This is a genomic window from Alteraurantiacibacter buctensis, from assembly GCF_009827655.1.
In the GTDB taxonomy this organism is placed as follows: domain Bacteria; phylum Pseudomonadota; class Alphaproteobacteria; order Sphingomonadales; family Sphingomonadaceae; genus Alteraurantiacibacter; species Alteraurantiacibacter buctensis.
In genome coordinates this window covers 1-19,409 of record NZ_WTYV01000003.1, presented here as the reverse complement: position 1 = coordinate 19,409, position 19,409 = coordinate 1, and the positions used below count along the sequence as shown (strand labels likewise).

The window sequence follows — 19,409 nt, the reverse complement described above, 5'->3', positions numbered from 1 at the left end:
CCGCTACGACAGATCAGTTGCATGTCTCGCACGTCACGCGGCTTTCAGAATCCAGCGCCGGAGAAGCGTCAGACGCTGCAGCAGGCAAGGCGGGTGCCACTGAAGCCTGAAGCGGTTGCGCTCCGGCGTTGGGGTCAGTCGCGGTAAGAGGCTCTTCGGCCCTTCTCGGCACATATCCGGCGGGCACCGCGACCGGCAGATCCTGCTCGGTGTGCGCCATGGGTTCGCGGCCCCGAGGTATGACGCCGCTCTTGCCCGTGATGAAAGCCGCAAAAGGCCCGGCAAGGATGACGCCTCCGACAGTTGCGACAGTGTTGCCTTCGCCTTCCTGGCGATAGGTGCCGTTGACCGCGATCCTCCGGCCCCTCACTTCGACGTATTCGAGCTCAATATCCATTTTACCTGATTTGCCGAACATGCCCTTGTCGGTCAGCCAGGTGATGCGGCCGATGCCACGGCTGCCTCGCGGAATGACGATGAGGCCGTCGACCATGACATCGTGAACCACGCTCATTTCAAACGTGTCGCCTTCATTCCAGCGATCCCCGCGCGTGGTGACCTCCTCGTTCATCGAGAGGAGGATCTCGGAATTGGCCGGAAGGAGAATGCTGGGCGCTGCTTCAGGAGCGACGGCCATCAATGGCGGAGCGTCCTGAGCGGAAGCCGCACATGCGCACATCAACAAGCCAGCACCAATTACGATCTTGAGCATCATTACCCCCAGTTCACTCAGCCGAATCAACCCCTAGACCGAGAGACTAGATCGACTGCCACAGAAAACTATCCGAAAATCGGGTAGTGGGTCAGTTTGAAATCCAGCCGTCTTGACGCAGACTGGAATGCTTAGCGGTAAGGTGCCATATGCACGCTATGACCGATAGCCCGAAACGCCCCCGCGACCCAAACCAGCTTGCGAAGCTGATTGTCGACATTGCGACCGGTGATGAACCTGACACGGCGGGCCAGCCGAAAGACGCGGCTGCGCAGGCTATGGGCAAGAAGGGTGGTCAGGCAAGGGCGGCGACAATGTCACCAGAGCGGCGGGCAGAAATAGCGCGGAAGGCAGCGGCCAAGCGTTGGTCGAAACCTGTCCAATCTTAAAAAAAATATTCCAGGTCTATTCCATCTGCGGTTGAAGTGTGGTAGCGCACCTCCCGAACAACAGGGAATTCTGAGCGTGCCGATCCGTAGTGCTGCTGATGCCGAGGCCGAGATCGGCCACCATTTCGCCGGCCTTGCCCAGGTTGGGCGCGAGGCTCACGCTTTCTTCCAGTCCGAATGTCGCAGTGTCGCCCCGCTGATGGAATCTCGCACCCGCGCTTCCTTGTACCGCGACATCATCGTGCGGAAGCTGCGTGATTACTGTGATGGCACTGCTGGTGCCCACCTTCACCGGAAGAACCAGTTGACGCTTATCGGCCTTGAGAGCCTCTACGCTTTGCGAGTCAAGCGTTTGGCGGCAGGCTTTTCCGTCGGCGTGAGTCCGACCCGTGCGTCAGAGCAGTATGATGCCAACGAAATGCCGGAGTACGCCACGGACCTATTCCCTGATGCCCCAGCCGCGACGCTGCTTTACTTCGGGTGGAGCGTCCCTGAAAACGCCCCTAACGAATTCAAAATGTATCTGGTCTGCAACGATGCGAACCGCGACGTGCTGTGGGCAATTGCGCTTGATGATGGTGAAGATGATGGCCGTGGGATTTCGACCCCGCTGCCGCTCGACGGAGACGATGCAGGAGTCGGAATCCGTGTGCTGGTGAAGGGCAACGAACGGAAGGCCAATGGATAAGCTGTTCAATGGCTCTTTGCTTACTTTGGCGCGGCAGGTCCGGCGCAAAGGGCAGGCTGAGCTAGTGGCCCTACTTGAAGGGGCGATTACACAGGGCACACTTTCCAAATTGGAGCATGGTCGCATTCAGCCGCAACCAGAACTGGTAGAGAAGCTCGCTGCCGCTCTGCGCGTCCGACCGAGCTTCTTTTATCGTTCGGCATACGTTCGCGAGCCGATGGTGAGTTACCATCGGAAGCGGGCGAAGCTTGCCGTGAAAGACCAGGATGCGGTTCACGGGTTGGCTGAGATTTTCCGCCTCAACCTAAAGTCCCTGTTGGCATCGGTAGAGTTGGATCCAACCCTGCCGCCGCTTCCGGTGGTTGATCCTGACGAATGCGGCCGTGATATCGAAGAGATTGCACGGATGCTGCGGCAGCGTTGGCAGTTGCCCAAGGGGCCGGTGGATGATCTCACCAAACTCGCAGAGCGAGCCGGAATCATTGTGATCGCGTTCGATTTCGGGAGTGAGCTGATTGATGGCTTTTGCCAGCATGCATGCGACGGACTTCCGCCGCTCGTTTACATCAATTCCAATCAGCCAAAAGATCGATACCGGTTTAGTCTGGCGCATGAGATTGGGCATTTGATTTGCCACCAGACCCCCCACAAAGAGCAGGAAATAGAGGCAAATCGGTTTGCCTCAGAGTTTCTAATGCCAACTCGCGATATCAGAAATGATTTCGAGCCTCATTCTTTGACTAAATTCATGGATTTGAAATTGTATTGGGGAACCTCAATGCAAGCCTTGATTTACAAGGCGTGGCAAATCGGATCACTTTCTGATCGCATGTACAAGTATTACATGATTGAAATGTCGAAGCGCGGTTTCCGAAAGCGAGAGCCGGTCGAGGCATCACATCTTGTCGAGAAACCGGCCACACTTCGTTCTATCATTCGGTCGCACCTCAACGATTTGGAGTACAGCGTTGACGAGTTGGGGGAACTGTTTGGTTTGGTGACTGAGGATGTCGAGAGCCTATACCCAGTCCCATCCGCAAGGCCACGCCTTCGCCTAGTTTCGTAATATCCTTTTTCCTTGACGCTAAGCATAAAGGTCCATATAAAATGGACATGAGAAAGCTTGCCCCTAAAGACCGTGCTCAAATCCTCCACATGCTTTGCGAGGGGATGAGCATCCGTGCGATCACCCGTATGACGGGTGCAAGCAAGAACACAGTCGCCAAGCTGCTGGTGGATGCTGGGAAGGTTTGCGCTGCCTATCACGATGCCAACGTCCGTAACGTGAAGGCCGCGCGCGTTCAGGTCGATGAGATTTGGTCGTTCACCTATGCCAAGCAAAAGAATGTCGCGACCGCCAAGGCCGCACCGGAAGCCGCTGGTGATACCTGGACGTGGACCGCGATTGACGCTGATAGCAAGCTGATCGTTTCGTATCTCGTTGGTGGCCGTGACAGCGAATATGCCAACTGGTTTATCGATGATCTGGCATCGCGCCTTGCAACCCGCGTTCAACTCACCAGCGATGGCCACCGTGCCTACCTTGAAGCCGTTGAAGGCGCGTTTGGTGCTGATGTTGACTATGCACAGCTGGTGAAGCTGTATGGCTCTGTGGGCGGCAAGGGGACTGAGGTCCGCTACAGCCCCGCTGAATGCACTGGCATTCGCAAGCGCACCGTTGAGGGCAAGCCCGATGAGGCGCACGTTTCGACTAGCTACGTCGAGCGGCAGAACCTCACCATGCGTATGCACATGCGCCGCTTCACACGCCTGACCAATGCGTTTTCAAAGAAGGTGGAGAACCACGCGCACGCGGTTGCGCTGCATATGATGTATTACAACTTCATCCGTATCCATAAGACGCTCCGCGTGACCCCTGCTATGGCAGCTGGTGTTGCTGATCGGCTTTGGGAGATTGGCGACATTGTTGCGTTGATCGAAGCGGATGAGGCGAGCCAGCCTCGCTCTCGCGGCCCCTACAAAAAGCGCGCTTAATCGCCATATGGGAACCATTAAGGAAGCCAATGTTATTGACTTCATAAGGCTTGAATCGTAGTGACCGATCAAGGCCGCGCTACGGCCAAAGGGATAAACCAGCGAGCCAGTCGATCCTCTATGTTCCGCAGTAAGCGGTGCTTGGGTCGGCTGGCTCCGAGTTTTTTATGTTCCTAGCTCGCTACGCCATATTGCTCGACGGTGGCTTCGTAACAAAGAAGCTCCAGCAAAAGCTCAAACAGCCAGCTACCGCTGACGATATTGTCGCGCTTTGCGGCGAGATTAGCGCGCACGCTGAGTTGCGGCACTATGAGTTGCTAAGAACCTACTTTTATGATGCTCCGCCTTCGCTGGAATCGCTTAATCAGCCCGTGAGCGGTGAGCGCTACAATCTGGCAGTCACCGAAAGGGCGAAGCACGCGCAAAGCCTTTATGATCAACTTGAGTTGAAGCCAGGCTTCGCTCTGCGCATGGGCGAAACGCGACTGACTCCGCAGCAATGGAAATTGAAGCCCCGCTCCGTGCAGCAAATTAAGGCAGAGCCGCGTCCTCTTGTAGATGATGACTTCCTGTTGGACATCAACCAAAAGGGGGTCGACATTAGGATCGGTCTCGACATGGCCCGGCTGGCGCTGCGCGATATGGTGCGCGCCGTTGTCGTGGTAACTGGCGACAGTGACTTCGTTCCAGCGTTCAAGTTCGTGCGGCGTGAAGGGGTAAAAGTGATGCTTTGCACTCTCGGCCACGCCAGCGCACGGCGCGAATTGAAGGCGCACGCCGACTTTGTTCTATCCTGAAATTTCAGACTGACCCACTACCGAAAATCGGTCTTCTTGCTGGAGAGACGATCAACACTTTAGACTTCGATAATTTCCGCCAAAAATTCTGGCGGTAATGCTGAGACATCAGCGGGCACGACCGCCCTTATTGGACTGCTCGATCGAGTACGGAATAGTAGGCTATTCCGCTGCGCAATTTTTCCGCGCCACGCTTGAATTTTTTGATCCCTAGTCGAACGAACGAAGTAGCCGCTGTCCTAGTATGATCCGGGCGACCATCGGCAGAGAAGCCTGAGAAATCCTGGCGAATGGGTCTGTCTTGCTCTCAAGGCTTCTTTTTGCGTCGACCGGGACGTTGCCCTGGCTTGCGGCCAAGGCCGATCTTCTTGGCCAGTTCACGCCGCTTCTGGGCATAGTCGGGGGCAACCAGCGGATAATCTGCCGACAGGCCAAACCGCTCCTTGTACTCGTCCGGCGACAGACCGTGATCGGTCGAGAGGTGGCGCTTCAACATCTTCATCTTCTGCCCGCACTCGAGGCAAACGATGTGGTCGGCCTTGACCGAAGCGCGGATCGAGACAGCGGGTTCCGGCTTTTGCTCCACTACAGCTGGAGTTCCCAAGCCCGCCAGAGCGCCATAGACACTGGAAATCAGGCCAGGCAGCGCCGATCCATCGACCTCGTTGTTGACCACATGCGCGGTAATGATGTCAGCGGTCAGCGTGATCAGCATTTCGCTGTTGTTGGTGTCTCAATTTTCCATGGCCTCACCCCTCCCCTGCTCTTGCTGGCCCGATGGTATTGGCAGAACCAACCATCCAACTTCCAAAATAGACTACGGCAACTTGGTGGCATTGCAATTCGTGTTCGCACCAATTTCTGGAAATGCAGAGTCACGAGCCCCCTCGATGAGGACTTGGCCAGCTACTCGCAGCCCACTCCGTCACCGTCGCGGTCAAGGTGGCGCCCATAGCCTGGTTGGCCGACCCTGACCGGCGCCGCACCAGCCGCACGCGCGGCGGCACAGTTTGGATAGTAGACATCGCGGCCACCACCACGCTCGGGAACCGGGGTTGCTCCCGCGCTCGGCCCCCTGTGGCAATGCCGGACACCGGCACTGCGATCCATATGGCAACCATCCGCAGCAAGCCCTCCGGGGTGCGCAAAGGCCGGCACAACCCAGAATGCGACCGTGGCAATAGCACCTAAGATGAGAAGGCCAATCCAAGTATAGCCTTCAGCCAGCAAAAGACGATCTGGCTTGTCATCCTTTGAGGGGTCTGGAGTGCCCTCAGTCATGAGAATTGTCCCGCAGAGAAGGCGATCAGCACCATGGTTCACGCCTTCCGGTCCATGTCCGCGCCGGACCTTCGGCGACCAGCCTGTCGCCAAGCGAATTGCCCTCTCTAATAACAACACGGAGCTTACGACCGTACTGGTCTTCATCGCGCGTCCCGACCGGTTCCAGCGCAAATGGCCCTTCGTTGAGGAGATCTCGCAGACGGTCGCGCGCACGGATGCCAAGGGCATATTCGGCGTCACAGCGCGGTTCCGAAATCTCGGGCGTATCGATGTCGGCGATGCGGATCTTTACCCCTTCAAGCCAGAACGTATCGCCATCGACGACACAGGTTCGACGAACCATCCCGCAAATTGCGAAGTCAGGACCTGCCTCCGCAGCTTGCGCAACATTTCCCGAACCAAACGGCCCGAAGTCGCTAATCGCCACCAGCCCCAGCAGGGCTCCGAACCCGACACCACCTGCGAGCATGACGAGCGTGCGCAGCCGCTTCGTCCGCACTCGCGCCTTCTCATTGGCGCGGTACACCCGGCCCAGCTTGATAGGCACTGCTGCTTCACTCTTTCGTCGTGCCATAATTGCTGCCTAAGTGATCGACGACATTGGGAAGATGCCACACTTTGCCATCCAAGTGCAGTATTCAGTCGAATGATTAAGGAGTCTCAAGTGGACGATGATGAGCGCCGCCTCAACTTGAGCCGAGACCAAGAGATCTGGGGTATGGCCCTGTGGGTCGACCGGGTGCACGGAGAAAACGGCTGGTTCCACATTGCCACCCAGCAAGATCGGCTTCTGTCTGAAGGCGATCTCGACGGGGTTGACCTTTGGCGCAACGTCCAGCGCCAATGGGAAAAGCTGCAAAACGCCAAGGAAAAGCGCCACTAACCGTTGCGGAGCGCCTGATGGTAGCGTGATCGATGGAGCCAATGACCATCGAGGAGCGTTCGATGCCCGAGGAACCCAATCTCTCTCTGAAGCGGTGCGCCATCTATACGAGAAAGAGCACCAATCATCTGCTCGACCGGGACATAAACTCACTCGTCACCCAGCGAGAAATCTGCACCGCCTACATCGCCAGCCAGCGCTATCGCGGATGGGCTGAGGTCACCCAGCAATACGACGACGGCGGACACTCGGGCAGCGGCCTGGAGCGCCCTGCGCTTGCCCGGCTGATGCACGACATTGAGGCAGGGCTTGTCGATGCGGTTGTGGTCTACAAGATCGACCGACTGACTCGCAGCCTGCTCGATTTCGTCCGCTTGATCGAGATCTTCGACCGGCGTGGCATTGCCCTTGTGTCGATCTCGCAGGCTTTCGACACCTCGGACAGCATGGGCCGGATGATCCTCAATATCCTGCTGACGTTCTCACAATTCGAGCGCGAGCTCATCTCTGAACGGGTGCGCGACAGCATCCGCACACGCAAGCGCCATGGCAAGATACACGGCGGGACGGCTCCGTTCGGCTATGACTACACATCTGACGGCTTAAGCATCGTCGAGGAGGAGGCAGCCATTGTCCGCTTCATATTCGCCGAGTTTCTGCGATCACGCCGCTACACGTCGGTCATGACAGCGGTCCGCGAGGCGGGGCTGAAGAGTACGGTAAAATACACCAAGCGAGGAGCCCAGCGCGGCGGCACCCAGATCTGCGCAGGGCTGGTCTACAACGTGCTGCGCAACCCGATCTACGTCGGTGAGATCAGGGGGCACGACCGGACCTATCCCGGTCAGCACCCGCCGATCATCTCTCGCGAAACGTGGGATGCGGCGCAAGAATTGAGCGCCGAAAGAGCCAAGCGACGGCCGCACGCCAAGGATACCGATCATTTCCTTGCTGGGCTTCTATGGGACGACCTTGGCCGGCACATGTACCTTGAAGTCGACTGGCATAGAGGCAAGCCGTACTACTGCTATGCCTCCAGCAATGCGATGTGGTCGCATGCCGAGTTCCGCCGCGCCGATCGCAGCAATGCCGACCGTTTGGAAAGCCTGGTGACTGCCGCGATCCAGACTTTCCTTGCTGATCGCGGCAAGTTGCGTGAAGCTCTGAAGAGCCTTGGCCTCTATGGTTCCGATCTGGATGGGCTCGCGGCGAAGGGAGGCCAAGCCGCAGAAATGCTGGGCAACATCCCGAGAGAATGCATGGAGGAGGCTATCCAGGCTCTCGTCGAGCGGATCGAGATCGGCGAGGAGAGCCTCTCGATAGCCTTCCGATCGATCGAATTGCAGCGCTTCCTTCAGTGGATTGGCAAGGATGCATTTCGCGGCAGGCCAGCGGATTGGCCATGCAGCAGCGCCAGGTTTGAGCTCCATGTGCCGGTCTGCGCCATTTCCGCTGAGCGATGGCCGGTTCTAAATGTTACTCCCAGCGATTCTGAAGCGAGAGAAAAGCCCGACCCAAAATTGCTGGCCCTGCTGAAACGCGCGCGCAAGGCGCAGGAACTACTGGAATGCCGAAGGGACGAGACGCTCGCACAGCTCGCTCACAGAATGGAATGCCGGCCCGGCTTTTTCTCGCGCCTCATTCGATTGAACTACCTTGCCCCAGATATCACAACCGCAATCATCGACGGATCTCAGCCGGCTCAATTGGATGCCAGTACGCTTATCAAGGCTAACCTGCCGATGGACTGGCCACTGCAGCGCAAACTGCTTGGGTTCCCCTCCCCAAAACGAGACTTCACCCCTCGCAATCTTTTTCAGCGAGGCATGTGGCCAGAAGGGCCCAAGTGATGAACTCTAGGCTTAGGCAGCGTCCCCGATTGGGCCGATAGTAGACAGTCAGCTTGCGAGCGAGATTTCGCAAATGCTGCCATTCGACGCAACCAAACCGCACTTCAACCAGTACTCTGATCTTTTGCCATCCGCTCAACCATCCGGTTGAAGATCGTGACCGGCCGATCGTGCGCCGTCGGCATCACGGTTGGGTTTGGCGTCAGGGCGATGATCTTGTGCTGCGCTTCGATCATCACCTTGTCCTCATTGAAGGCCTGCAGGGCGAGATTGATGAGCAGGTCACGCAGCTTCTCATCGCCATGGTCGCGGTGGGGACCCCAGCAGAAGAAGTAGCGCGCGGTCCCGTCCGTCATGGGCGTGACTGCCTGGCTGGTGAAGGTCACGTTGGCGCAGGCCTGCGAACGATCGGGTGGCCCGAAAGCGCAAGCTTCGGCAGTGCCCGCCGGAAAGCCGCCGCTCCACATCAGCAGTACGCCCGGCACCAGGAACTCGTAGCTCATGTAGTTGTCGAGCAGATCTTCCGACCGGCGGCCCACCGGCCCCCGCGCATTGGGTGCCCAGCGTGAGTAGCGGATGCCGCGATCCAGCGTCTCGATCTTCGGCAGGCTGTGGGCGAACTGGTCACCGGCTTCGAAGCTGGCGGCATGGACATAGGTCAGGTGGCTGAAATCGAGCAGGTTATCGTTGATCAGTCGGGCCTCGGCGTCATAGTCGAGGAACCCCTGGCCCATGATGTAGTCCGGATGATCAGGGCCGATCGAGGGCGGGATCAGCGCCTCGTCAGCCTTGTCGGCATCGCCGAGCCACACCCACAGCCAGCTGGCCCGCTCAACAACGGGATAGGCCCTGACGCGGGCCTTGGGCGGGATCAGGTCCTGGCCGGGAATTTCCCGCGTCACGCCATCGGGCCCGAACAGCAGGCCGTGATACATGCAGCGCAGGTTCTCCCCTTCGCAGCGGCCAAGCGAAAGCGGAGCCAGCCGGTGGACACAGCGATCTTCCAGCGCCACCAGGCGGTCGCTGCCCACTGCGCGGTAGATCACGATGGGTTCGCCCAGGATCCTGATCGCGAACGGCTTGCCTGGCTCGAGATCGCTGCTCCAGCCAGCGACGTACCAGGCATTGCGTGTGTACATATTCTGGCTCCCAATCATGGCGTGGAGCGCGCCAGGCGCGCCTCTTCCCGCTCGCGGTCCATCATCCGCTGAAGAATCCTCCTACCCAGCACGGCCGTGCCGTCGCTCTTGAGCATTAGTTCGGGCGGCAGGTCGTCGAGCGTCTGGACGATCTTCTCGATCTCAACTGTGGCGAACATGTCTTCGGCGAGGACCGGTTTCAGGTATTCGACCATATCGTCCACGCCCTGACGGTCGGTCGAACCCATGGCGAAGAAATAGTTGGTGGTGAATGTCTTGGCCGGGGTCACCGCGTGCCACACGCGTGAAAAGTTGATCAGTTCACCGGCCCGCTCATGACCTTCGGGCAGGCGCACCTCGCCAATCCCCGCGTGGAAGCCGGGAAAGTAGAATTCCATGCCCGAAACCCGGTCAACCAGACCTTCGATGGCGTGTTTGGCCCTGACCGCCGGGGTGGGCGGCGTGTTACGCATGACCCGCCGGCTGCTGACACGGCGATCGGTCACGTCGCGCTCTTCCGGCGTTGCGGCATCGTCGGTGGTGCCGATGCTGGTGCCGTGGAGGTAGCCCAGGTGGCTCAGGTCGAGCAGGTTGTCGTTCAGCAGCTGATAGCGGCCATCGACATCGTGCGCATAGAATGGCTTGGCGTAGATGCCCTCGATCTCAAACCCGATTTCCGCCAGCGTGGGGATCAGGCTTTCATCAGCCTTGGCCGGATCACCCGGCCAGATCCAAGCCCACAGGCCGCGCTCGACCAGCGGGTAACTGCGGATCGTGTAGACGCCGGGGATCTTCTCCTGGCTGGGCACGAAAGTGCATTTGCCAGCCGCGTCAAAGGTGATGCCGTGATAGCCGCACTGGATGGCATCGCCCACGCGCTTGCTGGCTCCCAGCGGGAAGTGGCGGTGCGGGCAGCGTCCTTCGACGGCTACCGCCGTGCCATCGTCCTTGCGGTACATCACGACCGGCTGGTTGAGGATCCAGCGGCTGAGCAGGTCGTCGCCGATCTCGTTCCGGAATGCCGCTACATACCAGCCATTGCGGGGTGCATAGCTGCCTTCGGTGAAGGGATACATCGAACAATCTCCGGGAAGGAGCCGGGGCTGCCGGGGAGGAACCTGGCAGCCCCGACAAGGGAGTCAGAACCGGCGCCGGATACTGAGCGACCATTCCCGCGGGCGACCCACCACGCCGGTGGCCAGGCCGAAGTTGGCGGCGTTTTCGCTGGCGGCCACGTAGTAGAACTTGTCGAACAGGTTGGTGACGTTGGCGCTGACCTGCCAGTTGCCGTCGGCCGTCTCGTAGGCCAGCCGGGCATTGACCAGCGACCGCCCGTCGATGCGGTTGAGCGGATTGTTGACCGAGCCGTAGAAGAAGCTCGACTGGTAGGTCCAGTCCAACCGCGGCGACAGCGTGCCTGAAGTGCCCAGGTCGACATCGTACTGGGCGCTTGCCGACAGGTTCCACTCGCTGGTGAACGGCGCGACCATGTCCAGCGTGATGAAGGTTATCGTAGGTGCCCGAGACGCGGGCATAGAGCCCTTCACCAAGCGTCACCCCGGCGCTGCCCCGCAGGCTGATCCGGTCAAGGCTGCCATAAGTGGCTTCCAGGAAGCCGCCACCGTTCTCGTCCGGCACCTGGGTGAACAGCTTGACCGCGCCGCCCAGCGAGTTCTTGCCCGCCAGGGTGCCCTGCGGCCCGCGCAGGACTTCGACCCGCTCCAGGTCAACCAGGTCAAGCACCGCGCCAAAGGTCGTGCCGTAATAGACATCGTCGATGTAGATGCCGACGCCCGGTTCCAGCGCGAAGCTGGAATCGTCCTGCCCGATACCGCGGATGTAGGCGCTGAGCGAGTTGGAGTTGATCGCGGTCGATTGCGACAGGTTCACGTTGGGCACGTACTGGCCGATGTCGGCAATGGTCGTCTGGTTGCGCGCCTCGATTGTCTCGGCCGAGACGGCAGTGATCGCCAGCGGTGTATCCTGCAGACGCTGCTCGCGGAACTGGGCGGTGACGGTAATCACGTCGTCGCCGCTATCTTCGGTCGCATCCTGCGCCCAAACGGGCTGGGCCAGACCCACCATCAGCGCGATGAGCGAGGCCTGCGCCAAGCGGCTGGTGTACATGTGCTTCATAGATCCTCTCCCTAGGCTTGGCGCAGGTACCGGTTTGCCCGGAATGCCCCCGCTTTGATCCGCCTTCTAACGGTGTTCGAGAGAATGTCTAACACTGTTCGAAAAATGGTGCAACACTGCTATTTGCGGCTGGTCAGAGCCGGAGGAGCGGCTAAAGAATGTACGCATGGCAAGGCGCAACCTGACTTCGGAAGAGATCGTCAGCGAGGCGATCAAGCTTGTTCGCGAACAGGGCGTTGATGGCTTGAGCATGCGAAAGCTCGCCAGCCGGCTCAAGGTTCAAGCACCCACCCTCTACTATTACATCCCCGATAAGTCCGCCTTGCTGAACGAGATTCTCACGGAGCTATTCGCGAGTTGCTTTGCGCGGATACCGCCTTGCAAAACGTGGCAGGACTGGATGCGCGCATATGGCGCGGCGATTTGGGATGTTCAGCAGGAAGAGCGTTTCGCACCTCTCCTCATCCTCAATACCCAGCTCGACGAGGCGCATTTCCAGGACACGCTGGTGCGGATCAAATCGCAACTGTCAGCCTTTCCTGTCGACCAGGAAAAGCTGTTCTTCCTGCAAAGCGCAGTCCAGGCGGTGGTCACTGGATGGTCCGTTTTTGCCAATGCCCGGTATGCAGAAAAGGTCGAGCAGTTCTTCGACTTCAAGGACGCTGCGATGGATAGCGTCGATTCCCTCGTGAAGAGCTGGGAACCCAAAATCCACTGACGTGACCGCCGTGAAAGGGCGGTGCGTCATCGGCTCGAAATGGTCGAGGGTTGACGAAGGCGTCGCTTCGCTGCAATTTCTAACACTGTTAGATAAAGGCACGTGGAGAGGCGATTCGGTATGGCAAACACCCTTCAGCAGAAGATCGATCAGGCAGGCGGGCCGCTGGCCATGCTGCGCGACACGGGGGCTGGCGGCTACGTGTTCCCCGTCGTGCCGGGCGAGCAGACAAGCTGGCAGAACGAGCAGCGCGCGTGGATGGAAGACTGCGTCCTGATGGACCAGACGCACCACATGGATGACCTCTACATCGAGGGGCCGGATATCGTCCGCTTGCTGAGCGATACGGGGATCAACAACTTCGCCAAGTTCCGGCCTGGCATGGCCAAGCAGCACATCATGTGCAACGCCGAGGGCTACCTGATCGCGGACAACATCGTGGCCTGGCTAAATGACGGGCGCGCCATGTCGGCAGGCCTTGGGCCGGGTAACAATTGGCTGGAATACCAGGCCCTGACGGGCGGCTATGACGTGCAGTTGACCAAGAGCCCGCGCACCCCGCCGTTCTGGGATGGCCGGCCCATCGAGCGGGCCTACTGGCGCTTTCAGATCCAGGGGCCCAAGGCCTGGGCCCTGATCGAGAAGCTGAACGGCGCATCGGTGGCCGACATCGGCTTTTTCCGCATGACCACGATCAACATCGCCGGCCGTCAGGTCGAAGCCCTGCGCCACGGCATGGCGGGGGCTGCAGGACTGGAGATCTGGGGCCCGATTGCCGAGCAGCAGGAAATCCTCGGCACTATACTTGAGGCCGGCAAGGAGTTCGGCCTGCAGCAGGTCGGTAATCGTGCCTATGCCACCAGCGCCGTGGAATCGGGCTGGCTGGGTGCATTGTTCCCCGCCGTCTACACCTCGCCTTCGATGCAGGCCTATCGCGAGTGGTTGCCGGCACTGACGCTGGAAGGGTTCTTCCAGCTTGGCGGCAGCTTCGAATCCACGCGGATGGAGGACTATTACAAGACCCCCTTCGATGTGAACTATGACCCGTTCATCCACTTCGACCACGATTTCATCGGCCGAGATGCCCTGCGTGCGATGATGGCCGACAAGGACGCCCAGCGGCGCAAGGTGACGCTGGAGTGGAACGGCGAGGACGTGGCGCGCATCTATGGCTCGCTCTACACCGACGGGCCGCAGTACAAGTTCCCCGACATTCCTGTGGCCCTCTATGCCTTCGGCCTCAACGACCGGGTGGAGCTGGATGGCAGGCTGGTTGGCCTGTCAATGATCCCCGCCACCACGCTCAACGCCCGGCGGATGATCTCGCTCGCCTCGCTGGATCGCGATGTGCCGATCGATGCGCAAGTGGAGCTGGTCTGGGGCGAACGTCCCGGTGCCTACACCAACGTCCGCGTGGAGCCGCACGAACAGACCCGCGTGCGCGCCACCGTGCGCCCGTCGCCCTACACCAAGGTCGCTCGCGAAGAGCTGCGCCAGCGCTGAAGGAACACACCCGATGACCCGCGAAGACTATGAAAACTACCTGCGCCTGTTCAACGCCAAGGATTATGACGCGGTGTTCAACCACTTCACCGACGATTGCGAGGTGGTGTTCGCCGGCTACTGCTTCCAGGGCAAGGACACGATCCGCAAGTTCTACGACTTCTTCCACGCCCACACGAAGGAGACGATCACACTCCAGCGGTTCGTTGCGGGGGATGACACGGTTGCTCTGGAGGCGATTGTCCGGCTGGAAGGCCTGAAGACCATCACTCCGGAAATGATGGCTGCGATGGGTATGCCGCGCCTCGCGGCAATGCCGGAAGGCGGCTTGTTCGAGATGCAGCAGTTCATCCATTACCACTTGGAAAACGGGAAATTCAAACGGGCGATGTGCGCCATTTTCGAGCCCGGCACCGAGGTGATCAGCTCGCTGCCCTGACACGCGCCATCAGCCACTTCCCAAAGCTCATCCCACAAAGGATCACCCCATGAACCGCGAGCAATACGCGCACTACGTCGACCTGTTTCACGCCCGTGATTACGATGCCGTCCTCGACCACTATGCCCCTGACGGCGAGTTTGAGGTCACTTTCTTTGGGCAGAGCCTGCGGTCGCGAGCCGAAGTGAAGCGTTTCTACGGCTTCTTCCACGACCGCGTGAAAGAGGAAATTCTGGTCCACCAGTTTATCTCCAACGACCAGATGGTCGCTGCAGAGGTCACGGTAAGGATCACAGCTTTCGCAGATTTGACCAAGGAAGCGGCGGCGGAGGCCGGTATCGACATCGAATACCCGATCGCCAACGGGCAGGTTCTCGAAGTGCCACAATTCGTCCACTACCATCTGAAGGATGGCAAGATCGTCGCGGCGCTTTGCGCGTTGTTCCAACCCGCCTAAATTCATCCGGTTTGGGAACCTTGGACAATCCTATGCAGCGGCTACAGTTATCCAGAGCCCGACCATCAATGAGGTAAGTTCACGGCTGATCCTGCTGAAGGGAAGCGACCCGCACGTAGTCGTCGTGACGCTTAAGTGGCGGCGTTTGGTTGCGCTCACAGCAGCTCTCTACCCTTATTGTGGCCACCTGCACCTTGCTGAGCGGATACTAAAGGCGGTCGACCGATCTCACCGGCCGACCGCAGAAGGGAATCAGATTTCGGTGCGCTCCGCGAGCAAGAGCGCATCTTCCACGTCCACACCGAGGTAGCGGACCGTGTTCTCGATCTTGGTGTGCCCCAGCAGGATCTGAATTGCCCGAATGTTGCCGGTAGCTCGATAGATCATCGCAGCTTTCGTCCGTCGAAGCGAATGCGTTCCGTAATCAGATTTCCGCAATCCGATCGCCGTCACCCATTCGTCGACGAGGCGTGCATACTGGCGGGTACTCATATGTCCGGCGCGATTCACGCGGCTTGGGAACAGATAATCGCTGACCAAACCACCCCGCCGCTCCAGCCACGCATGAAGCGTCGCGCGAACGTCAGCCGTGAGCTCGAACTGCACAGGTCGATGAGTCTTTTGTTGGATGATGATGGCACGGTTGCGCACATCAGAGCCCGCGACGACATCGCCAATTTTGATTTTCACCAGGTCACAGCCCCGCAGCTTACTGTCGATGGCAAGATCGAACAGGGCCTTGTCTCGCAGCCGGCCCTCGCGATCCAGATGGAAGCGGATCGCCCAGATCTGCTTTTGCGTTAGCGGGCGCTTGGTCCCGATATTCTTGCCGGCATTCCACGCTGCGCGTCCTTGCATGGCGGGGTCAAATCGAGAGTATCCCATTGCTCTTCTCCTTGGCCGCTATTGGCCAAGGAGGAGCCTGAAATTGGTAAGTGGCGATCAATAGCCGATACTGCGACGGCGCGGCGCCAATGACCGCTTTCGGGCGATCTAGGTGACCAACCTAACGACAGGGATAAGGCGCATAGCCGACCTGCTTAAGCCTGCACGTCACCCTGCAGATAGCAGGCCCAGTCAGTCATAAGTGGCTTGCGCTTGTCGAGATAATTGGTTCGCCGATAAGCCGCTTCGACCCTGTTCGCGTTGGTGTGAGCCAAAGCAGCTTCTGCAATTTCCCCAGGATAACTGGTCGTTTCAGCAACCCAATCGCGAAACGATGAACGAAAACCATGGACTGTGACGTCGTCTCCCTTGTCGCGCAGGATCTTGAGCAAGGTCATGTCGGACAGTGGCCGTCTGGGATTTTGGCCAGGAAAGACAAGATCACTGACTGGTGATCGATAAATCGCCGCTCGATCCAGCAAGTCCAACGCGGCCTTCGTGAGCGGAACGACATGTTCTGTTCCTGCTTTCATGCGCACGGCCGGGATCGTCCACACCTTCTTCTTGAGATCGATCTCACTCCAGCACGCACCGCGAACTTCACCAGAGCGTGATGCATTCAAAATGACAAATTCGAGCGCCAGACGACCGACAGTGGTCCTCTCGCGCAACCACACGAAGAACTTGGGTAGCTCGGGGTAAGGCATCGCTACAAAGTGTCCTTGCTTCTTAGGCTGGCGTGGCAGCCCCCGCATGACCGAACGCATCGGAGCCTCCGTCTCGCGAAAGCCTTTCGCGCACGCCCAGTCGAGCACAGAGACAATCCGCTGCCGTACTCTTCGGGCGGTCTCCGGCTTGGTCAGCCAGATCGGCGCCAGCACTTCACGAATTGCCGACCCGTCGATATCCGTGACAAGCTTGGCACCTATTGTCGGGAAGGCGTAAGTCTCGAGAGTGTTGATCCACTGGGACTGGTGCTTGCCATTCTTCCAGGCGATCTTGTGCTCCTCGTGAACGGTCTTGGCCGCCTCTCGAAATGTCGGGATGACGAGCGCTTCCTTGTCGCGCTCAGCCACGACATCCACTCCGGCCTTCATGTCCTTGCGAATGGCGCGCGCCGCGTCACGCGCTTCAGCTAATGGAAGGTCAGCCAAAGAGCCCAATCCGACATCCCTGCGTTTTCCATGTGCCTGTACGCGAACGATCCAGCTGCCTTTGCCGCGTCCAGCGAACTTGAGGATCAGGCCCTCACCATCAGAATATCGTCCGGGCTCCTTGAGATTTCTGATTCCGACAGCTGTCAGCTTGCCCATTTCCATGTCCTTTCAGACCCACACCCAGACCCACACTCGCATCCAGATGGCGCGAAACATATAGAGAACATCTTGGATAACGAAAAGGGCCAGAATGCCGCATTTCTGCGGTTTTTAGGACTATATGGGATGGTGTGAGAAAGGCTAGCTGGCGGAGAGGGTGGGATTCGAACCCACGTTACGGTTGCCCGTAAACCGCATTTCGAGTGCGGCGCATTCGACCACTCTGCCACCTCTCCGCGAGGCGGGCGGGCGCTTGCGAACAAGGCCGGCCGGTCAGGAAGGGCGGCGGTTAGCCGATGATGCGGCGCTTGCCAAGCCTGCTTATCGCCGCTTTTTGCCATGCGGTGGATTGCTGGCCCTGCCGCCTTGTCCGGCGGGCGCAAAAGCCTATATTGGCGGCATGGAAAGCCCGGATTTCTCCTTTCCGCAGGCGCGCCACCCCCTTGGTGCCCCCCGCAAGTCAAGCGCCCGCTTCGCCATTGGCGACGTGGTGCGCCACAAGCTGTTCGATTTCCGCGGCGTGGTGTTCGATATCGACCCGGTGTTCGCCAACAGCGAGGAATGGTACGAGGCGATTCCCGAAGAGGTGCGCCCCAGGCGGGACCAGCCGTTCTATCACCTGATGGCCGAAAACGAGGACGCCAGCTACATCGCCTATGTCAGCCAGCAGAACCTGGAGCATGACGGCGACGGCGGCCCGGTGGATCACCCCGGCCTGGGCCAGTTGTTCGATGACTATGCCAAGGGCCGCTATCGCCTGCGCCGCAAGCTGACGCATTGATGGTTGCGGGTTAGCATACGACCCACCCCACCGCCCCACCCGGCAACCATTGATACCACCAGGCTATGGTGGCCGGGTTAGCGGTGGGGCGGGAGGTTTGACCCCCAAAAAAGAGCTCTTCAGCTCTTGATCTTCCAGCCGCTTTTCAGCGCGCGGTAGCAGACGAAGCCCAGCACCAGGTTCAGCAGCCCCATCGCCAGCGCCGCCATGGCCACGTGGGCATTGGTGTTGCCGATATCGCTCTGCCCCAAAAAGCCGAAGCGGAAGCCGCTGATCATGTAGAAGAACGGGTTGGCGCGGCTGATCGCCTGGAAAGCCGGGGCCAGGTTCGAGATGACATAGAACGTGCCCGACAGCAGGCTGAGCGGGGAAACGATGAAGTTGGTGACGGCCGCGTTGTGGTCGAACTTTTCGGCCCACAGGCTGGCCAGCAGGCCCATCAGCGCCAGCAGCATGGCTCCCATCAGGCCGAACCACACGATCGCCCACGGGTGCGCCGCCTGCATGTCCACCCCCGGCCACAGCGCCATGGCCAGGGCCACGGCCCCGCCCACCATCACCGCCCGCGTCATCGCCGCGCCGACGATGGCGATCATCAGTTCGGCAGCGGACAGCGGCGGCATCAGATAATCGATGATGGTCCCCTGCATCTTGCCGCCCAGCAGGCTGAAGCTGGCATTGGCAAAGGCATTCTGCATCATGCCCATCATGATAAGGCCGGGAGCCACGAAAGTGGCGAAGTTGACGCCCAGGATCTGCCGGTCCCCCCGCCCCATCGCCACGCTGAAAATGACGAGGAACAGGAGGGTCGTGATCGCCGGGGCCCAGACGGTCTGCGTCTGCACCTTGAGAAACCGGCGGATCTCCTTAATATAGAGGCTCCACAGCCCCACCCGGTTGATGCCGGTGATCAGCGCTTGGCCCTTGGGCGGAAAATTCCGTGCCACCACAGCTTGTGCGGCATCCTGTTGCGGGGTGTCTGCTTGGGCTTGATCGGCCATACGCTGCCGCCTATCGGCATGGCACAAGGCTGGCAAGCCATTGCCGGGGGAAGCCCCCCGCTTTGCATGATGAAAGTTGACTGATGAGTTGGACCGAAGAACGCATCGCCACCCTCACCAAGATGTGGGAAGGCGGCGCCACTGCCAGCCAGATCGCCGACGAGCTGGGCGGCGTGTCGCGCAACGCGGTGATCGGCAAGGCCCACCGCTTGGGCCTGAAGTCGCGCCCCTCGCCGGTCAAGGCGAACGAGGCGAAGGTGGAGCGCAAGAAGGACGCAGCGGTAGAGGCCCGCCCCGCCGCTGCGCCCAAGCCCAAGGCGCCCGCTCCCGCGCCAGCCCCGCGTGCTGAAGCCCGCCCTGCCGCGCCGTTCCGCCAGCATCGACGATATCTTCCGCAACCGTAGCGGGGACCGACGCCGCCCGGGTGGCGGTGGCG

General features: G+C 59.7%; 22 protein-coding genes, 1 tRNA gene and 2 pseudogenes. 13 read left to right on the top strand and 12 right to left on the bottom strand.

Annotation, left to right across the window (positions count from 1 at the left end; translation table 11 throughout):
* Nucleotides 1-13: 13 nt before the first annotated feature.
* Nucleotides 14-715 (bottom strand): hypothetical protein, encoded by a 702-nt coding sequence (locus tag GRI99_RS08940; protein WP_160771727.1) that lies wholly within the window; start codon nt 713-715, stop codon nt 14-16.
* Nucleotides 716-870: 155 nt separating this feature from the next.
* Between GRI99_RS08940 and GRI99_RS18670 the strand changes: the two genes are divergently transcribed.
* The 5 genes from GRI99_RS18670 (at nt 871) to GRI99_RS08920 (ending at nt 4,581) form a co-directional block, all read left to right on the top strand.
* Complete coding sequence (locus tag GRI99_RS18670; RefSeq protein WP_237438248.1) at nt 871-1,101, top strand: hypothetical protein; 231 nt, start codon at nt 871-873, stop codon at nt 1,099-1,101.
* Between the two features lie 76 nt (nt 1,102-1,177).
* Nucleotides 1,178-1,789: a hypothetical protein gene (locus GRI99_RS08935; protein WP_160771726.1), complete on the top strand. Its 612-nt coding sequence runs from the start codon at nt 1,178-1,180 to the stop codon at nt 1,787-1,789.
* Entirely contained in the window at nt 1,782-2,855 is a 1,074-nt protein-coding gene (locus tag GRI99_RS08930; RefSeq protein ID WP_160771725.1) for a helix-turn-helix domain-containing protein, read from the top strand. Before GRI99_RS08935 ends, GRI99_RS08930 begins: the two co-directional genes overlap by 8 nt.
* Nucleotides 2,856-2,902: 47 nt before the next feature.
* Nucleotides 2,903-3,784, top strand: coding sequence for an IS1 family transposase (locus tag GRI99_RS08925; RefSeq protein ID WP_160771724.1), 882 nt, complete (start codon nt 2,903-2,905; stop codon nt 3,782-3,784).
* 167 nt (nt 3,785-3,951) lie between these two features.
* On the top strand, nt 3,952-4,581 hold the full coding sequence (locus GRI99_RS08920; protein ID WP_160771723.1) for an NYN domain-containing protein: 630 nt from the start codon (nt 3,952-3,954) through the stop codon (nt 4,579-4,581).
* Nucleotides 4,582-4,888: 307 nt separating this feature from the next.
* Here the strand turns inward: GRI99_RS08920 and GRI99_RS08915 are convergent, their stop codons facing one another.
* The 3 genes from GRI99_RS08915 to GRI99_RS08905 form a co-directional block, all read right to left on the bottom strand.
* On the bottom strand, nt 4,889-5,296 hold the full coding sequence (locus tag GRI99_RS08915; protein ID WP_160771722.1) for a Ros/MucR family transcriptional regulator: 408 nt from the start codon (nt 5,294-5,296) through the stop codon (nt 4,889-4,891).
* Nucleotides 5,297-5,487: 191 nt separating this feature from the next.
* Nucleotides 5,488-5,862 (bottom strand): excalibur calcium-binding domain-containing protein, encoded by a 375-nt coding sequence (locus tag GRI99_RS08910; RefSeq protein ID WP_160771721.1) that lies wholly within the window; start codon nt 5,860-5,862, stop codon nt 5,488-5,490.
* 25 nt (nt 5,863-5,887) lie between these two features.
* Nucleotides 5,888-6,412, bottom strand: a complete 525-nt coding sequence (locus tag GRI99_RS08905; protein ID WP_337192892.1) for a thermonuclease family protein — start codon at nt 6,410-6,412, stop codon at nt 5,888-5,890.
* 117 nt (nt 6,413-6,529) lie between these two features.
* Between GRI99_RS08905 and GRI99_RS08900 the strand changes: the two genes are divergently transcribed.
* Together GRI99_RS08900 and GRI99_RS08895 are read left to right on the top strand one after the other, a co-directional pair.
* Nucleotides 6,530-6,748, top strand: a complete 219-nt coding sequence (locus tag GRI99_RS08900; protein ID WP_237438290.1) for a DUF6961 family protein — start codon at nt 6,530-6,532, stop codon at nt 6,746-6,748.
* Nucleotides 6,749-6,789: 41 nt separating this feature from the next.
* Entirely contained in the window at nt 6,790-8,598 is a 1,809-nt protein-coding gene (locus GRI99_RS08895; protein WP_160771719.1) for a recombinase family protein, read from the top strand.
* 104 nt (nt 8,599-8,702) lie between these two features.
* Here the strand turns inward: GRI99_RS08895 and GRI99_RS08890 are convergent, their stop codons facing one another.
* The 4 genes and pseudogenes from GRI99_RS08890 to GRI99_RS18995 form a co-directional block, all read right to left on the bottom strand.
* The gene (locus tag GRI99_RS08890; RefSeq protein ID WP_160771718.1) at nt 8,703-9,737 is read right to left on the bottom strand and encodes a Rieske 2Fe-2S domain-containing protein; all 1,035 of its coding nucleotides are present in this window, start codon (nt 9,735-9,737) and stop codon (nt 8,703-8,705) included.
* A gap of 14 nt (nt 9,738-9,751) precedes the next feature.
* On the bottom strand, nt 9,752-10,813 hold the full coding sequence (locus GRI99_RS08885) for a Rieske 2Fe-2S domain-containing protein (protein WP_160771717.1): 1,062 nt from the start codon (nt 10,811-10,813) through the stop codon (nt 9,752-9,754).
* 63 nt (nt 10,814-10,876) lie between these two features.
* A complete protein-coding gene (locus GRI99_RS08880; protein ID WP_160771716.1) occupies nt 10,877-11,227 on the bottom strand; it encodes a TonB-dependent receptor in 351 nt (116 codons plus the stop codon).
* 226 nt (nt 11,228-11,453) lie between these two features.
* Nucleotides 11,454-11,822 (bottom strand): annotated as a pseudogene (locus GRI99_RS18995) (TonB-dependent receptor plug domain-containing protein); the annotation flags it as partial.
* 217 nt (nt 11,823-12,039) lie between these two features.
* On the opposite strand from GRI99_RS18995, the gene GRI99_RS08870 reads away from it, so the two are divergent.
* The 4 genes from GRI99_RS08870 to GRI99_RS08855 all read left to right on the top strand — a co-directional run bounded on the left by GRI99_RS08870 (nt 12,040) and on the right by GRI99_RS08855 (nt 14,990).
* The gene (locus tag GRI99_RS08870) at nt 12,040-12,591 is read left to right on the top strand and encodes a TetR/AcrR family transcriptional regulator (protein WP_160771715.1); all 552 of its coding nucleotides are present in this window, start codon (nt 12,040-12,042) and stop codon (nt 12,589-12,591) included.
* Nucleotides 12,592-12,711: 120 nt separating this feature from the next.
* The gene (locus GRI99_RS08865; RefSeq protein ID WP_160771714.1) at nt 12,712-14,094 is read left to right on the top strand and encodes an aminomethyl transferase family protein; all 1,383 of its coding nucleotides are present in this window, start codon (nt 12,712-12,714) and stop codon (nt 14,092-14,094) included.
* Between the two features lie 13 nt (nt 14,095-14,107).
* A complete protein-coding gene (locus GRI99_RS08860) occupies nt 14,108-14,533 on the top strand; it encodes a nuclear transport factor 2 family protein (RefSeq protein ID WP_160771713.1) in 426 nt (141 codons plus the stop codon).
* 49 nt (nt 14,534-14,582) lie between these two features.
* On the top strand, nt 14,583-14,990 hold the full coding sequence (locus GRI99_RS08855) for a nuclear transport factor 2 family protein (RefSeq protein WP_160771712.1): 408 nt from the start codon (nt 14,583-14,585) through the stop codon (nt 14,988-14,990).
* Nucleotides 14,991-15,242: 252 nt separating this feature from the next.
* Here the strand turns inward: GRI99_RS08855 and GRI99_RS08850 are convergent, their stop codons facing one another.
* The 3 genes from GRI99_RS08850 to GRI99_RS08840 form a co-directional block, all read right to left on the bottom strand.
* Nucleotides 15,243-15,875, bottom strand: a complete 633-nt coding sequence (locus GRI99_RS08850) for a tyrosine-type recombinase/integrase (RefSeq protein WP_160771711.1) — start codon at nt 15,873-15,875, stop codon at nt 15,243-15,245.
* 155 nt (nt 15,876-16,030) lie between these two features.
* Nucleotides 16,031-17,188 (bottom strand): tyrosine-type recombinase/integrase, encoded by a 1,158-nt coding sequence (locus tag GRI99_RS08845; protein ID WP_160771710.1) that lies wholly within the window; start codon nt 17,186-17,188, stop codon nt 16,031-16,033.
* A 149-nt stretch (nt 17,189-17,337) separates the two neighbouring features.
* Nucleotides 17,338-17,427, bottom strand: a tRNA-Ser gene (locus GRI99_RS08840).
* Between the two features lie 164 nt (nt 17,428-17,591).
* Between GRI99_RS08840 and hspQ the strand changes: the two genes are divergently transcribed.
* Nucleotides 17,592-17,972 carry a heat shock protein HspQ gene (hspQ, locus tag GRI99_RS08835; protein ID WP_160771709.1) on the top strand — a complete coding sequence of 127 codons (381 nt, stop codon included), beginning with the start codon at nt 17,592-17,594 and terminating at the stop codon, nt 17,970-17,972.
* Nucleotides 17,973-18,091: 119 nt separating this feature from the next.
* Here the strand turns inward: hspQ and GRI99_RS08830 are convergent, their stop codons facing one another.
* The gene (locus GRI99_RS08830; RefSeq protein WP_160771708.1) at nt 18,092-18,973 is read right to left on the bottom strand and encodes an ABC transporter permease; all 882 of its coding nucleotides are present in this window, start codon (nt 18,971-18,973) and stop codon (nt 18,092-18,094) included.
* 83 nt (nt 18,974-19,056) lie between these two features.
* Between GRI99_RS08830 and GRI99_RS08825 the strand changes: the two are divergent.
* Nucleotides 19,057-19,341: pseudogene (locus GRI99_RS08825) on the top strand (GcrA family cell cycle regulator); the annotation flags it as partial.
* Nucleotides 19,342-19,409 lie beyond the last annotated feature (68 nt).

Excerpts from the sequence above, each read along its gene's own strand:
- GRI99_RS08870 (WP_160771715.1), top strand. The coding sequence starts at position 12,040 with ATGGCAAGGCGCAACCTGACTTCGGAAGAGATCGTCAGCGAGGCGATC.
- GRI99_RS18670 (WP_237438248.1), top strand. The coding sequence starts at position 871 with ATGACCGATAGCCCGAAACGCCCCCGCGACCCAAACCAGCTTGCGAAG.
- hspQ (WP_160771709.1), top strand. The coding sequence starts at position 17,592 with ATGGAAAGCCCGGATTTCTCCTTTCCGCAGGCGCGCCACCCCCTTGGT.
- GRI99_RS08940 (WP_160771727.1), bottom strand. The coding sequence starts at position 715 with ATGATGCTCAAGATCGTAATTGGTGCTGGCTTGTTGATGTGCGCATGT.
- GRI99_RS08920 (WP_160771723.1), top strand. The coding sequence starts at position 3,952 with ATGTTCCTAGCTCGCTACGCCATATTGCTCGACGGTGGCTTCGTAACA.
- GRI99_RS08930 (WP_160771725.1), top strand. The coding sequence starts at position 1,782 with ATGGATAAGCTGTTCAATGGCTCTTTGCTTACTTTGGCGCGGCAGGTC.
- GRI99_RS08855 (WP_160771712.1), top strand. The coding sequence starts at position 14,583 with ATGAACCGCGAGCAATACGCGCACTACGTCGACCTGTTTCACGCCCGT.
- GRI99_RS08880 (WP_160771716.1), bottom strand. The coding sequence starts at position 11,227 with ATGGTCGCGCCGTTCACCAGCGAGTGGAACCTGTCGGCAAGCGCCCAG.
- GRI99_RS08865 (WP_160771714.1), top strand. The coding sequence starts at position 12,712 with ATGGCAAACACCCTTCAGCAGAAGATCGATCAGGCAGGCGGGCCGCTG.
- GRI99_RS08910 (WP_160771721.1), bottom strand. The coding sequence starts at position 5,862 with ATGACTGAGGGCACTCCAGACCCCTCAAAGGATGACAAGCCAGATCGT.
- GRI99_RS08850 (WP_160771711.1), bottom strand. The coding sequence starts at position 15,875 with ATGGGATACTCTCGATTTGACCCCGCCATGCAAGGACGCGCAGCGTGG.
- GRI99_RS08925 (WP_160771724.1), top strand. The coding sequence starts at position 2,903 with ATGAGAAAGCTTGCCCCTAAAGACCGTGCTCAAATCCTCCACATGCTT.
- GRI99_RS08915 (WP_160771722.1), bottom strand. The coding sequence starts at position 5,296 with ATGCTGATCACGCTGACCGCTGACATCATTACCGCGCATGTGGTCAAC.
- GRI99_RS08860 (WP_160771713.1), top strand. The coding sequence starts at position 14,108 with ATGACCCGCGAAGACTATGAAAACTACCTGCGCCTGTTCAACGCCAAG.
- GRI99_RS08895 (WP_160771719.1), top strand. The coding sequence starts at position 6,790 with ATGACCATCGAGGAGCGTTCGATGCCCGAGGAACCCAATCTCTCTCTG.
- GRI99_RS08830 (WP_160771708.1), bottom strand. The coding sequence starts at position 18,973 with ATGGCCGATCAAGCCCAAGCAGACACCCCGCAACAGGATGCCGCACAA.
- GRI99_RS08890 (WP_160771718.1), bottom strand. The coding sequence starts at position 9,737 with ATGTACACACGCAATGCCTGGTACGTCGCTGGCTGGAGCAGCGATCTC.
- GRI99_RS08845 (WP_160771710.1), bottom strand. The coding sequence starts at position 17,188 with ATGGGCAAGCTGACAGCTGTCGGAATCAGAAATCTCAAGGAGCCCGGA.
- GRI99_RS08885 (WP_160771717.1), bottom strand. The coding sequence starts at position 10,813 with ATGTATCCCTTCACCGAAGGCAGCTATGCACCCCGCAATGGCTGGTAT.